The following is a 14429-nucleotide window of genomic DNA, read 5'->3' on the forward strand; positions in this document are numbered from 1 at the left end:
GTAGACAATACCCGACCTACTGACATTATAAAAATAAAGTAATAATCCCATAGAATTATTACTATTAAAGATGTATTATTTGTAAGTATTTTCCAAAAATTATCTTCCATTTGGTAGTAATGACCATCCGTCATGCGACTACAACTGATTTGCCTACAATTATAGGCATTTATAATGCTGCTGTTCCTAGCCGCATGGCAACTGCTGATTTAAAACCAGTTTCAGTAGAAAGTCGTCTTGCTTGGTTCCAAGGGCGATCGCCTAACTTTCGTCCCCTATGGGTAATCGAACAAGACGGAGTAATTGCTGGGTGGCTGAGTTTCCAATCATTTTACGGACGGCCAGCCTACGCTGCAACGGCTGAACTTAGTATTTACATCGCCCCAGCTTTTCATCGGTGCGGTTTAGGTAAGCAATTGTTAGCCAAAGCAATTGAGGAAAGTCCCAATTTAGGTTTAAAAACCCTATTGGGGTTTATTTTCGCTCACAATCAACCAAGTTTGCACCTGTTTGAAACTTTCGGCTTTCAAAAATGGGGATATTTACCCCAAGTTGCAGACTTGGATGGCGTGGAACGCGATTTAGTAATTATGGGGTTGCGAATTTAATTTTTTAACTTTGAAAGCAATCAGTTTTAGTACTGGAGCAATTGATAGTTTAGCGATCGCTTATCTCATGATTACACGGCAGGCTATACCTTTGGTAAACTGCACTGACACCTGACCAAATAAATTACCAAATCCTTTCCAAGTCCAATACAAAACCCTTTAAAATATCTTCCCCTGATATAGTCGCAGGAGATTCCAAAACTTCAACCTCTTTTCCTTGCCGATAAATTTCAACTTGACGATATTTACGATTAATTAAAAAACCTAAACTTACACCATTATCTAAATATTCCCTCATCTTTTCTTGTGCAGCCTTCAAACTATCACTGGGTGAAAGTAACTCAATGACAAAATCAGGACAAATAGGAGGGAACTTTTCCTTTTGTTCGTCTGTTAAAGTATTCCATCTTTCTGAATTTATCCAAGCAGCATCAGGAGAACGGTCTGCACCATTAGGCAATTTAAAGCAAGTTGAAGAATCAAAAGCGATACCAGTACCATCAGTATCAGTCCAGTTAAATAATTGTTGATTTAGTCTGCCATTACGATTCCCCGTTTCTCCTCCCGTAGGTGGCATAATAATTAATTCTCCTGTGGCGGTGCGTTCAAACTTCAAGTCCCTATTTGCTTGACATAGATTAAAAAATTGCTCATCTGTGAGTTCCAATACTGGTTTAAGATTGACTGTGAAAGCATTCATAGTGATATTCCAGATTGAATATTAAAGCAGCAACTTTAACTACCTTAGATACTATTCTATATTCCATTAGCTCTTGGGCAGCGATACCTCCGGTAAGCTGCGCTAACGCACTCCACATTCTCAAAGGCGATCGCCTACGGTAAGCTAAATTTAGAGCAGAAAATTAAAACTGTAAATTTTATGTCTAGCTATCAAGAAGTATTACAACAAGCTAAAAGTTTAAGCCCTGAAGAACAAATACGCTTAATTGCAGACTTATCTAGTCTAATTCGTCAACAAGTGGCGATGATATCTCAGCCAAAACGTAGCATTTTAGAATTGCGTGGGTTAGGTAAAGAAATCTGGAATGGGATTGATGCTCAAGAATATGTTAATCAGGAACGTGATTCATGGAATGGTTAGCCCAGATACAGGGTCAAATTGTAGGATTAGATACTGCACCTCTAATTTATTTTATTGAAGAAAATCCTAATTATTTGAATGTTACAGATGCTTTCTTTGCAGCACTGTTTCGTGGTGAGTTTAGTGTTGTAACTTCAGTATTGACTATTACGGAAGTGTTAGTATATCCCTTGCGACAAGGAAATACAATATTAGCTCAACAATATCGTGATATTTTGTTGAACTCTCAAGGGTTAACAACTATAGAAGTTTTTCCAGATATAGCTGAAACTGCTGCACAATTAAGAGCAAACTACAATTTAAGAACCCCAGATGCTATTCAGATTGCTACTGCTATTCGTGGAGGAGCGTCATTTTTTTTAACGAATGATGCGCGTTTACCATCTTTACCAAGCTTACCAATATTAGTGTTAGAGCAATTGATAGTGTAATATCTGTTGCGTTTTCTCTAGACGGCGAAAGAGCGATCGCCTGTTGATCACAATGGGCGATAGCACTTCACATTCCCAAATGCGATCGCCTACAGTTGGTGGAATGTCATTGCATTCCCAAAACTTCCCAAAAGCGATACCTACGGTAAGCTACACTAATGCCTGTTTTAAAAGCAGTAAAATATACTTTATTTTCAGTATTCAATTATCAAGTTTGCGAATACGAATTGTTGTTGGTGTAATAACAGTGAAAGCACCTATTAACTCAGAATTATGTTGATTAATTGTATTGGCAACAATCTCTGCTTTCCGGGTTGTCAATAAACCTGCTAACCGCAATAATATAACACCTGAAGCAATACGTTGTAGGCGAAACACTAACTCACCAAAATCTTTGTCAGATGTTAATAATATTGCTTCTTCTTGGTTAGCTAAATCCAGCACCACGTCATCTGAAATTCCTCGCTCCATTTCAGCAACGTACCACACTAAATGGCTATCTTGGCGCAAACGCTCAACAATCTGCCAATCTAAATTTTCGTCTGCTAGAAATTTCAAGAAGCGTTCTCAACAATGGGATAAATAACATCATATCGTAAAGCCTCAGCCGCAAATGCTAAAGCTGCTTGAACTGCTTCGCGTGTAAGTCGCGGGTGTGATTCTAAAATTTGTTCTGTGGTTTCACCAGCAGCTAACTTTTCTAGAATTAACTCAACGGTAATGCGTGTACCTGCAATTACAGGTTTTCCCATCATCACTTTTGGATCGGATACAACTATTTGTTTAAGCTGGTTTTGCATTGTCTTGGCTCATTGCTCGCTTCCTATATCATGCCATTAGCATCGAGCGATCGCACCTCCCCACATTCCCAAACTGCGATCGCCTGTTTTTCCAGATGAGCGATCGCACTCTAAATTCCCAAAGCGATACCTCCGGTAAGCTTCGCTAACGCCTGTTTATTAAGATGAGCGCATTCTGCACAATCATAAAGCGATCACACCCTCTATTTATGAATTTGGTTCATTATCTTTAATAATTTCTGCTGTTTTAAGACAATCAACAATTATTGTAAATATTTTACAAGCAGGTAAAACCAATTCCAAATCGTCTGGATATAACTGCTGAAATAATTCAATTGACTCTCTAATAATATGGTAAAAAATAATAAGATGTATTTCATAAAGATTCTTAGCAATATTTCCGTTAAAAATAGGTGTAATTGAGGCTCCCGTGAAAGTATCTCTATTAACTGAATGTAAAAATGATAGAAAATCTGGTTGAGATATGTGACCTATTTGATTCATATCACCATAATGTAGGTTAAAAGTAGGAGGTGCATATTTAACATTTGGAGTTTGACCATCTTTATCAACTCCTTTTTTAATCTCATTGATACGAGTAATTATTTCAATTTCTTGCTTTATAGCCACAGATGCTTTAACGTACTGTCCTTCTGAAATCAGTTTTTTAGTATATAATTCTCCTTGGAAAAATATAGTTATAAGTTGTAATATTTTTCCTAATTGTTCATTTGTATTTCCAGGAATACCTGCTCTATAAACTAGCAAGTCTGTAATTGCTGTAATCATTAATAAACGAGATTCTATTAGAAATTTTCCATATTGCTGCTCTGATTTTAATCTAATTGAATTAGATATTTTTATCCAATCATTGGTAATTTTTTTACCAAACGATATAGCATTTTGTTTCAAAGAGTTAGTATCTTCAAGATTTTCTATATAATTTTATTAACTTCCTTCAATCTCTTTTGATGAGCTACTTTTTTACTAAAGCCTTTGAACGCCATAAATAATATCCCTAATAGGTTTTAATATTATAGTTAAAATATTTAAAGGGATACGGCTTGCCGTATCCCCAAAACTTTATGCTATTTATACAGATTGAAAGTTGCTACTCAATCCCCTCAATTCGGTCTTCAACTTCTTGGTACAACTCGCGGAGGCGGTCTAAATTCTCCTCGCTAGTTTCCCAATAAAGTGACCATTCACTTCCAACCATATTGATATCATATTGATGAAAGAATAGTAGTTAAGATTTAATAACTAATCCTTGTATATTTTCCATATATTTACTAACTCACAGCATAGTCTGTAAACTGCCTCATAAAAGGCGACTGAAAACCTAACACAATATCTTCCTTTGGAACTCCCGCAGCTACCAAATTAGCAGCTATATCATCCTCTGTACCATTCCACTGAAGCCAAATTTTGCCACCTTTAATGTCAATGTGGATGATACAACTATGTACCCAATTTTGACCTTCCCAGCCTACATGAACTATTTGATAATGGTCGCGTTCTTTATCGAAAATTGTCTCAACTTCTATATTTGAGTGAGATGGTTTTTGCTCACCGTAATCATTTAATATGTTTTGTACAAGCTGCCGATAATGAGTTAATTTATCCATTGGAAAATTACCTCCTGCTCTACATCATAAACCAGCATCTTAACTTGATTTTATATTATGATCTCTTTGGGGAAATCAAGTTGAAAAAATGTTTTGTAAGTTGTTAAAGGTACTGCTAAATATAAAATACGATCAGGTTCTACCTTTCTCAATGCACCTCTATAATTAATAAACTGCCCTAATGCTGTATGAAATTCTGAAATTGCAGACGACTGCTTTAAAAAACTTTTGACTTCAACTGCAATTTTTTGTCCTTGGCGTTCTGCGGCAATCAGTTTTTGGGCGGCTAAGTCAATAGAAAGATTAACTCCTCCCACGCTAATTGTGAGTGGATCATCAGTAATTTGCCAACCGTCTTTCTTTAAAGCTGTTTTGACAACTTCATGAAAAACATCTCTAGCAGACATACATATCTATAATTATATTTCTAATTTTCATTAGGGTACATTATTTACCATCCGTAAACACGGTTAAAAAAATAGAGACGTTCTACAGAACGTCTCTATCTTGATGGTTATTCTATGCCCTCAATGCGGTCTTCAACTTCTTGGTACAACTCGCGGAGGCGGTCTAAATTCTCCTCGCTAGTTTCCCAATAACCGCGACCATTCACTTCCAACAAAGTTGAGACAATCTTGCGGAAGGAATGGGGGTTGAGGTTCATCAACCGTTTCTGCATTTCTTCATCTTTGATGAAGGTTTCGTTGGTATCCTCGTAAATCCAGTTATCCACTGCGCCGGCTGTTGCACTCCAACCTGTGGTATTTACCAACCGCTTGGAAAGTTCGCGGACACCTTCGTAACCGTGAGACAGCATACCTTCGTACCACTTGGGATTTAACAATTTGGTACGGGCATCTAGGCGGACGGTTTCGGATAATGTGCGGACTTGGGCGTTAGCTGTGGTGGTGTCTGCAATGTAGGATGAAGGTTTCTTTCCATCACCACGCAGACTTGCTACCAACTTGGTGGGGTCGGAGTCGAAGTAGTGGGAAACGTCTGTCAAGCTAATCTCGGAGGAATCCAGGTTTTGGAAAGTTGCATCAGCAGTTTTTAAGGTGCTTTCAAAAAGCTGCCGGGATTCGTCCATCATTCCGGGGTTATCGGAATTGAAGGAGAAGGATTTGCGCTTGAGGTACATTTCTTGTAACTCGGCTTCGCTGTCCCATGTGCTGTTTTCTACTGCCAAGTTGATATTTGAGGAGTAGGAACCAGAAGCGTTGGAGAACACGCGGGTGGCTGCTTGTCTGAGGTTAATACCCATTTCCTCAGCTTGTTGCAGTGCGTGTTTGCGAACGAAGTTCATTTCTAATGGTTCATCCGCTTCCGCCGCCATCTTCACCCCTTGGTCTAACAAGTTCATCTGGTTAATGAACAAGTCGCGGAATACACCAGAACAGTTTATTACTACGTCAATTCTGGGTCTTCCCAACTCTCCTAGGGGTATTAACTCCAACTTGTTCACCCGTCCCAAAGCATCGGGAACCGGACGTACACCAACCATCCACATGATTTGGGCTAGGGATTCGCCGTAGGTTTTGATGTTATCGGTTCCCCAAAGGACGCAGGCGATGGTTTCTGGCCAGTTACCATTGTTGTCAGCTTTGTTTCGTGCCAATAGCCGATCTACAACGATTTTGGCTGATTGGACGGCGGCGGCTGTGGGAATTGATTGGGGGTCTAGGGCGTGGATGTTTTTACCTGTGGGCAATACATCTGGGTTGCGGATGGGGTCGCCACCAGGGCCCGGTAATATGTATTCGCCTTCTAAGCCTTTGAGTAATGCGCCGAGTTCGTTGTCTGCACAAACTTGTTGTAAGCAGAACTCTAAATACTCGAACAGGGGTTTTAAGGCTGAGGTGTCAACTTTGGGATAACCTGATTGATGCAGGGATTCTACCCAAGGTTCTTTTTTACCCATGTTGAAGAAATTCAACTTGGAAACGAGGGAAACTCGTCCTTCTGCGTTGGTTTGTTCTTCTACTAAAGCGCGGACGGCGGCGCGGGTGGCTAGGGTGATGTCTTGTAGTAATTGGACATCTTCTAGTATGCCTCTGTCGTTATTTTGGTAAATTTCGTCAATGTCGCGCCCCAGGCTGTTAGCGATGATCCGGGGTAAGCTGAGAATTTCTTCTTCTTGACGGTCTAAGCTGGCGATGTTGACTAGTGTGGCGATCGCTTCCTCTGCTGTTGGGGGCTTACCAATGACGTGCAAACCACAAGGTAACAACCGGGATTCGATCTCCATCAGCTTGCGGTAGACGCTACCAACTATATTATCCCGTTCTTCGGGGGTCATATCTTTGGCATCGGTTTCAGGCAAGTTAATATCTTTATCCAGGTTGACGATGCGGCATTTATCCATGATCGTGTTGACGATGGGGATACCGCGACCGCTATCTTTTAAGGTTTGGTAAGACGCAATTAACTCACTGAGTTCTTTCAAACCTTTGTACAAACCAGCGTTTTCCGCCGGTGGTGTCAGGTAGGAAATTGTTTCGGCGTAACTGCGGCGTTTCGCAATTGTCGCTTCGCTGGGGTTGTTAGCTGCGTAATAGTACAGGTTGGGAATTGTGCCAATTAAGTTATCTGGGTAACATTCACCAGACATCCCCATTTGCTTACCTGGCATGAATTCCAATGAACCGTGTGTACCGAAGTGCAGTACAGCATCAGCGCCCCAAATTCTTTCTAGGTAAGTGTAGTAAGCAGCAAAGCCGTGGTGAGGACTAGCAGAACGGGAGAACAACAACCGCATCGGGTCGCCTTCATAACCAAAGGTGGGTTGTACACCAATGAAGACGTTACCGAATTGCTTACCGTAAATTAACAGGTTTTGTCCGTCACTGTTGAGGTTTCCTGGTGGTGGGCCCCAGTTTTCTTCTAGGCGTTGGGAATAAGGTGTTAGTTCCTCATATTCTGGGACTGACATCTTATAAGCAATGTTGAGTTCCGGGCTAGCATACTGTGCTTGTGCGTCGTGGATGACTTGTTCCATCAACTCTTTGGCGTTTTCTGGCAAGTCTTGCACGTCGTAGCCGTTGTTCCTCAACGCCTGCATCACTTCGTAGATGGAACCAAATACATCTAAGTAAGCAGCAGTCCCCACGTTCCCTTTATCCGGTGGGAAGCTGAAAACGGTGATAGCGACTTTTTTGTTGAGCTTGGGTTTGCGGCGCAGGTTAGCCCACTTTAAAGCACGTTGGGCGACGGCGGCGATACGGTCTTGGAGGGCGATCGCTTTTCCTGTTGCCCCATCTCTACCCGATAATATAATCGGTTCAATCGCCCCATCTAATTCGGGAATGGCAATCTGCAACGCCACCTGAATCGGATGTAACCCTAAATCGCTGTCTAACCACTCTTCAGTCGTTTGGAAGACTAAAGGCAACGCCACCATGTAAGGACGATTCAGGCGTTTAAGTGCGTCAATTGCTTTAGGATGGTCTTGTCTAGCCGGGCCACCCACCAACGCAAAACCAGTGAGAGATATAACTGCATCTACTAACGGTGTTTTAGTCGTTGGTTCGTAAAAGTAAGCATCCACAGGCTTGGAGAAATCCAGACCTCCAGCAAAGACTGGCAATACCCTTGCCCCTAAGGCTTCCAACTCCTGCACCATTGCCACATAATGGGCATCGTCACCGGTCACTAGGTGAGTGCGTTGTAATACCAAACCGACACAGGGCGCTAAGGGATCTTTTAAATCGCTGGATATATCCTTACGGGCTGTGTACCAGTTGAGGTATTCTCTGACATCCTCAAACATACTCGGCGCTAAAGGATGCCAAATCCCTAAATCAGGATAGACAACTGGCGCTTCATATTCTACGGATGCAGAATTCTGTTTTTCTACTGCTTTTAATACGTATTTATCAGTTAGCATCAGCAAGAAGTTTTCCAGATTTTCTGGGGAACCTCCTAGCCAATATTGAAAGCTCAACATAAAATTGCGAGCGTCCTGTGCCTTCTCCACTGGTAAATACTTTAGTACTTGCGGCAAGGTTCGCAATAACTTCAGCATCCCATCTTGGAATCCCGCACCGGATTTTTCTTTGCGTTTCCGCATAAATTGGGCGATCGCACTTTTCGACTGTCCCAACTGTGCCAGAGAAAAGCTGCCCATTTTGTTCAGGCGCATAACTTCTGGCATCGAGGGAAAGACAACGGCAACGTCTAAGCGATCGCGGTGTGGTTCTACTGCTGCAACTACTTTCTGTGCTAAGTCTTCGATGAAAATCAATGAAGCGATGAAAATATTGGCACCCTCGATCTCCCGCTTGAACTCTTCGTAGTTCTCTGGATCTCTCAGTTCCTCAATCAAATACCCACTGATTTCAATCGCCAGGTTGGGATTATTCGCGTTAATCGTGCGAACCGCTTGCGACAGTGCGCTCTGGTACTGGGACTCAAGCACGACATAGACCACCTTAATTAAATTACGTCCGCGCAGGTTATCAGGCGCAATGTGTCTAATGGTGGACTTGACGTGGGTGAACATGCTTCCTCGGCTCCTTTGATGCGTGTTCTCTACTAAATTTTCTTGGGGACTCATGCCGCCCAAGAGAGATTTTTTTGTTCGGCAATATCAGTTTTTTATCAGAAAAAGCTTGCCCAATGGGCATTTTGTCGTTCATCTGACACAAATCGATATAAAAATCGCAAACTTTATCAACAAACATTAATAAATAATAAGAGTAAACACTCAGTATTTGTAAAGAAAAATTAATATTTCGGTAACAGATGGAAAAAATAAAAAACTCCATCCCCTGGTGGGTTAAGTTTTTGTCAGTAGTCAATAGTCAGTGGTTAGTAGCAAAAACGCCTAAAAACCACCCAAGAGGGAATGGTGTATTAAACTGGATCATTTCAACAACTGATACGCACATTGATTACTTAAAAATAGTTAAATTTATATTTGAGTAACAATTTTTAAGTAAATACAAATAGACTTAAAAAGTAAATTATATAACACTTATTACTGTATTATTACGTATTTGATTATGGAACAGCTGCTGGACAATCGTTATCGGGTGATTAAAACCTTGGGTAGTGGTGGCTTTGGGGAAACATTCTTAGCCGAAGATAGCCAAATGCCCTCCAACCGCCGTTGTGTAGTAAAACAGCTCAGACCAATTCACAATAATCCCCAGATTTATCAACTAGTACAAGAACGTTTTCAAAGAGAAGCAGCGATTTTAGAAGATTTGGGCAGCTACTCAGGACAAATACCCACCTTGTATGCTTATTTTCAGTCGAATACCCAATTTTACGTAGTCCAAGAATGGGTAGAAGGGGATACTCTCACAGCCAAACTGAAACAGCAAGGTTTATTGAGTGAAAGTGCTGTTCGAGATATTTTGATCAACTTATTACCCGTTCTGGAGTATGTCCACTCTAAGCGCATCATTCACCGCGACATCAAACCAGACAACATAATTTTGCGCCATCGTGACGGTAAACCCGTATTGATTGATTTTGGTGCAGTGCGGGAATCAATGGGAACAGTCGTTAATTCCCAAGGTAATCCTACCAGTTCCATTGTTATTGGTACACCTGGATATATGCCCAGCGAGCAAGCAGCCGGAAGACCAGTTTATTCCAGTGATTTATATAGTTTAGGTCTGACAGCAATTTATTTGCTCACCGGCAAACAGCCACAGGAATTAGAAACAGACCCCCACAGTGGGGAGATTATTTGGCATAGATACGCCTTGAATATAAGTCCTACATTAGCAGCTGTGATTGATCGAGCGATCGCCTACCATCCACGAGAACGTTTCATCACCGCTAGAGAAATGCTCGACGCTTTGCAATTAGGTGTAGTTTCCCCTCCAACAGTTCCCTATCAACAACCACAATCATCACCCACCATCCCTTATCAGCAACCACCAGTAGTAACTACACCACCTTTTGCAACTCAAACAAACACCGTCGCCGTTAGTCCAGGTACTACACCCACACCACAACCGATAAATCACAACAACAGTAATAGAGGTATCCTCATGGGTAGTTTAATTGCTGGCGGTTTAATTGGTGCTTCCGTAGTTATTGGTTTTGCCCTCACTAGACCAAATCAACCTGTAACACAAACAACATCTTTACCTAGTGAAACTACCATCAGCAACAATGCCACCCCAACAGTGGAACCATCACCCACAGCCACCCCTGAAACACCGATCAATCAGAATGTCACTCAAAATACCACACCACAGGCATCTGTCCGATTTCCCAGAAACTCAAGACCGTTTACCACACCCATAGATTCCCAACCCAGCAATAATATAGAACCGACTACGTCCGTTCCACAGCCAACCACACCACCAGAACCCCAAATTACAACCCCACCACAACAAACAGATAGACCTTCACCAGAAGAGGCTGTGCAAAATTACTATGAAACCATCAATGAGGGTGAATATAGTACCGCTTGGAATCTGCTAGCTCCCAGTTTCCAAAATAATAGAAAATTGCACCCCAGAGGTTATGAGTCCTATCTTGATTGGTGGGGTGGACAAGTGGAAAGTGTAGATGTTGAACAAGTAAGTTTGCTAGAAGCGAATGCAGACACAGCCACAGTTAATGCTCAATTGCGATATTTTATGAAAAGTGGCAGGCAATCATCCAGTTCTGTACGCTTCTCTTTAGTATGGGATGGGGACAATAATAGATGGGTTGTCAGTGGTGCTAGATAGGCTAATTGTTTCCTGGGATATATTTGACCAAGAAAGGGAACAGATAGGTAGTATGGAGTATTACATACGAATCTATTCCCTTTTTTGAATCACAGTATAGTGGAGCAAAGTTTGCTAATCAGGTATTAGAGTAACTTCTTATAATCTTGCACACTGATCTTCTTTACTACCTTGGACAATATTGTCACCACCAATCGGCTGAGGAGTATTTTCTTTACACTGCAAATTGCCCTTAACGCGATTTTGCCGAATCATTACCCCTCCAGTATTTTGAAAGACTTGTAAATTGCCGCCAATTTGGTTTTGATTAGCAACTATTTGTCTTGAGTTCGACTCCAACTGCAAATCTCCATCGATGCTTGTACTCACCACACGAGCCGCACGACCTTGCTTCACTTGGATGCTTCCACCGACGGTGGTATTAGAATTTACATCTACTAGAGTTGCACCCTCTGCCTGAATACTACCATTGACTTTCGCACCTATGGCCTTGAGGGTTGCGCCGCCTTCGACTACGATATTTCCTTTGACGGTAGTTCCAGCGAGGGTGCAAGTTTTACCTTGAGGTACTTTCACATTATCAACGGTGATTGCACCTAGTCTTCTTTGGCAGGAAATCTCTTCAGCAACTGCAATGTGAGGGAACATTAGACTAGTGCTGAATCCGATCAATGTCATTGCCACGCTAGAAATTGACTTTAGCATAACTGGTTTAGGTTGTGGTAAAAGTTGATAGTTAACGCGTTGTGCAACTTATTTTTGAAACCCCTCTCCAAACCTCTCCCCTGCAAGGAGAGAGGCTTTAAATATTGCCCCCCTTCCCTTGTAGGGAAGGGGTTGGGGGTTAGGTTTGAGAGAAAGTTGCACACGGCGTTAGTTATCAATGTCATACAGAAGCATGAAAACTATTTAAATAATTGATGAGAAAAAACTCATGAATCAGCTAACCTTTTACGCATTTAAATGGTAGATTTCGCACTCAGGTTGTCAAAAATCCACAGTCCACAGTCCAAGCTAGCCTTTAACTCTGGACTCTTAACTATGGAAAGATCTGACGCAAAAATATTTGCTCTAGGTGCGTATCACCTTATTTGAATTCTCAAAGTAATACCAATTTGAAAAAAGAATGCGACCAATAAACCATCTGTAGATACGCGATTAATCGCGTCTTCATTTCACCCAATGATGTGTTGCAATCATTAATTGAATTGGTATAGCTACAACAAAATTGCGATAGGAACGGGATATCTTGCATATTTGCGGGAACATAACCTATCACCACATCGTGATGTACATTGAGAAAGGGCGGACACTTTGAACTTTCCATGACATCTATTCTGCTGAACAATCGCTATCAAGTAATTCAAGTACTCGGTGCTGGGGGGTTTGGAGAAACCCTGTTGGCGGAAGATACTCATATGCCTTCTCGCCGTCGCTGCGTGATTAAGCAACTCAAACCAGTAAGCAACGACCCACAAGCCTATCAATCTATTCAACAACGGTTTGAGCGGGAAGCAGCAACTCTAGAGTTTTTGGGTGAACACAGCAACCAAATTCCCAGACTATACGCCTACTTTTCTGAAAATGGGCAGTTTTACCTTGTGCAAGAGTGGATTCATGGTCAGACCCTCAGACAGCTTTTGGTATCCCAAGGCGTTCAAAGCGAAGGTATTGTTAAAACAATTCTGTTGAGTCTGCTATCAGTTTTAGATTACGTCCACAGTAAGGGCATCATTCACCGAGATATTAAACCCGATAATATTATTCTCCGTGACGTTGACCAAAAACCAGTGTTAATTGATTTTGGTGCAGTTAAAGAAACCATTCGTTCAGTCGTCAGTTCCCCAGGATATGCTACCCGATCGCTCGTCATCGGTACACCCGGATATATGCCTAGTGAACAAGCCGTAGGTAGACCAGTTTACGCCACTGATATCTACAGCTTAGGTTTGACGGCGATTTATTTGTTAACTGGTAAAAGTCCTGAAGAATTGCCGACTCATCCCCAAACCGGGGAGGTTCTTTGGCAAAACTTTGCGCCTCATATCTCACAACAACTGGTATCTGTGCTGAATCAAGCCATTAAACCCCACGCAGGCGATCGCTACAGTACTGCCAGTAAAATGTTATATGCTTTATCATCTAGTGTGACGGCTCAACCTAGCATCCCTCCCAGCACTACACCAACTCAACAAACCCAAGCCTTATCTATTCCCTCTATTAAACCTCAAGGTGAACCTCTACGGTGGGCTGAACCCAATCGCCAAAAGTCTCTTTTAATCTTCGGTGGTCTCATAGCAGGTGGTTTAATGGCAGGAGTAGCAATGTCTACTTTGACGCGTCCCCAACAATCGCAACCACCTGTTGTCAGTAATCCTATCCCTTCACCAGTCTCTCAAATTCCCACCACTGCACCCAATACTCCGCCTGTTTCCCCAGATTCTATCCTCCCTGATTCCACAGAACAGCCAGTAAATCCTGACACACCGCCACAAACAGAAACCCGCCAAGAAAACCCCAATCCGCCAGCAGTATTCACACCCGCACCAGACAACACCCCCATCACAGCCGATACTCCAGCACCACAACCCAGCACAACACCAGAACCACAAAATCAACCTGTTCCCGCACCCCCAACTCCAGCAGATTCATTACCTCGCAGAAAAGCAAATACAACCAGACCCAGTGTTCCCGCGTTTCCTACAGGTACAGCCAGAAGCACGGTAGAAGCCACACTCGGTAAGCCAAATAGAGACTTAAGAGGCGTGTGGGGCAATACTCGTGCAGTAGTATATCGGTTAGTTCCCAATCAAGTTGACTTAGGCTACTTATTTGATCGTAACTCTGGTGTGCTACGCCAAACTGAAGTATCGTTTGCTCAGTCGGTAGACCCCCAAGTCATGCAAAATACCTTAAATGGGATGTTGGGTGGTCAATCTACGGCAAAAATTCAGCAAGGCTTACAAAAAATCCAACAACGTCAGTCAGACAATTTTAGCTTTACCGCAGGTGGAGTTAAGGGTCAAATTGTCCGTCAGAACTGCGATTTAATTTACATTAGTGTTTGGGATGCAGATTTACACGATTTTGTCAACCCAGCCTCAGCGAAAGGGTGTTGAAGTTGGGCAGGGGCAGGGGAGCAGGGGAGCAGGGGGAGGAGAAAAC

14 protein-coding genes and 1 pseudogene are annotated in these 14429 nt (G+C 42.1%); 7 read left to right on the forward strand and 8 right to left on the reverse strand.

The features are described 5' to 3' along the window. The first annotated feature begins 119 nt into the window (after positions 1–119). A complete protein-coding gene (locus tag H6G14_RS08000) occupies positions 120–608 on the forward strand; it encodes a GNAT family N-acetyltransferase (RefSeq protein WP_190566621.1) in 489 nt (162 codons plus the stop codon). A gap of 124 nt (positions 609–732) precedes the next feature. Here H6G14_RS08000 and H6G14_RS08005 read toward each other — a convergent pair whose 3' ends face one another. Continuing rightward, positions 733–1308: a Uma2 family endonuclease gene (locus H6G14_RS08005; RefSeq protein ID WP_190566623.1), complete on the reverse strand. Its 576-nt coding sequence runs from the start codon at positions 1306–1308 to the stop codon at positions 733–735. Positions 1309–1322: 14 nt separating this feature from the next. Between H6G14_RS08005 and H6G14_RS33980 the strand changes: the two genes are divergently transcribed. Genes H6G14_RS33980 through H6G14_RS08015 form a run of 3 tightly spaced genes read left to right on the forward strand, consistent with a single transcriptional unit; the run spans position 1323 to position 2141 of the window. Next, entirely contained in the window at positions 1323–1451 is a 129-nt protein-coding gene (locus H6G14_RS33980; protein ID WP_277884304.1) for a hypothetical protein, read from the forward strand. Positions 1452–1488: 37 nt separating this feature from the next. Next, positions 1489–1710 (forward strand): hypothetical protein, encoded by a 222-nt coding sequence (locus H6G14_RS08010; protein ID WP_011320049.1) that lies wholly within the window; start codon positions 1489–1491, stop codon positions 1708–1710. After that, positions 1698–2141 (forward strand): type II toxin-antitoxin system VapC family toxin, encoded by a 444-nt coding sequence (locus tag H6G14_RS08015; RefSeq protein ID WP_190566625.1) that lies wholly within the window; start codon positions 1698–1700, stop codon positions 2139–2141. Before H6G14_RS08010 ends, H6G14_RS08015 begins: the two co-directional genes overlap by 13 nt. A 201-nt stretch (positions 2142–2342) precedes the next feature. Here H6G14_RS08015 and H6G14_RS08020 read toward each other — a convergent pair whose 3' ends face one another. After that, positions 2343–2699, reverse strand: a complete 357-nt coding sequence (locus H6G14_RS08020) for a DUF5615 family PIN-like protein (protein WP_190566627.1) — start codon at positions 2697–2699, stop codon at positions 2343–2345. Next, complete coding sequence (locus H6G14_RS08025) at positions 2696–2941, reverse strand: DUF433 domain-containing protein (RefSeq protein WP_190566629.1); 246 nt, start codon at positions 2939–2941, stop codon at positions 2696–2698. Before H6G14_RS08025 ends, H6G14_RS08020 begins: the two co-directional genes overlap by 4 nt. Between H6G14_RS08025 and H6G14_RS08030 the strand changes: the two genes are divergently transcribed. Further along, positions 2941–3090: a hypothetical protein gene (locus H6G14_RS08030; protein ID WP_190566631.1), complete on the forward strand. Its 150-nt coding sequence runs from the start codon at positions 2941–2943 to the stop codon at positions 3088–3090. The genes H6G14_RS08025 and H6G14_RS08030 overlap by 1 nt on opposite strands. 58 nt (positions 3091–3148) lie before the next feature. Here the strand turns inward: H6G14_RS08030 and H6G14_RS08035 are convergent, their stop codons facing one another. The 4 genes and pseudogenes from H6G14_RS08035 to H6G14_RS08050 form a co-directional block, all read right to left on the reverse strand. Continuing rightward, on the reverse strand, positions 3149–3853 hold the full coding sequence (locus H6G14_RS08035; RefSeq protein WP_190566633.1) for a hypothetical protein: 705 nt from the start codon (positions 3851–3853) through the stop codon (positions 3149–3151). A 380-nt stretch (positions 3854–4233) separates the two neighbouring features. Beyond that, positions 4234–4569 carry a XisI protein gene (locus H6G14_RS08040; protein ID WP_190566635.1) on the reverse strand — a complete coding sequence of 112 codons (336 nt, stop codon included), beginning with the start codon at positions 4567–4569 and terminating at the stop codon, positions 4234–4236. Further along, a pseudogene (locus tag H6G14_RS08045) lies at positions 4557–4976 on the reverse strand (XisH family protein). Before H6G14_RS08045 ends, H6G14_RS08040 begins: the two are co-directional and overlap by 13 nt. Positions 4977–5083: 107 nt before the next feature. After that, a complete protein-coding gene (locus H6G14_RS08050; RefSeq protein WP_190566640.1) occupies positions 5084–9070 on the reverse strand; it encodes a magnesium chelatase subunit H in 3987 nt (1328 codons plus the stop codon). Between the two features lie 502 nt (positions 9071–9572). Here H6G14_RS08050 and H6G14_RS08055 point away from each other — a divergent pair. After that, on the forward strand, positions 9573–11264 hold the full coding sequence (locus tag H6G14_RS08055; RefSeq protein ID WP_190566642.1) for a protein kinase domain-containing protein: 1692 nt from the start codon (positions 9573–9575) through the stop codon (positions 11262–11264). Positions 11265–11402: 138 nt separating this feature from the next. Here H6G14_RS08055 and H6G14_RS08060 read toward each other — a convergent pair whose 3' ends face one another. Then, positions 11403–11912 carry a hypothetical protein gene (locus H6G14_RS08060; protein WP_242053377.1) on the reverse strand — a complete coding sequence of 170 codons (510 nt, stop codon included), beginning with the start codon at positions 11910–11912 and terminating at the stop codon, positions 11403–11405. A gap of 677 nt (positions 11913–12589) precedes the next feature. Here H6G14_RS08060 and H6G14_RS08065 point away from each other — a divergent pair. Further along, the gene (locus tag H6G14_RS08065; RefSeq protein ID WP_190566646.1) at positions 12590–14383 is read left to right on the forward strand and encodes a serine/threonine-protein kinase; all 1794 of its coding nucleotides are present in this window, start codon (positions 12590–12592) and stop codon (positions 14381–14383) included. The last annotated feature ends 46 nt before the right edge of the window (positions 14384–14429 follow it).

The organism is Nostoc parmelioides FACHB-3921, from assembly GCF_014696625.1.
Taxonomy (GTDB): Bacteria; Cyanobacteriota; Cyanobacteriia; order Cyanobacteriales; family Nostocaceae; genus Trichormus; species Trichormus parmelioides.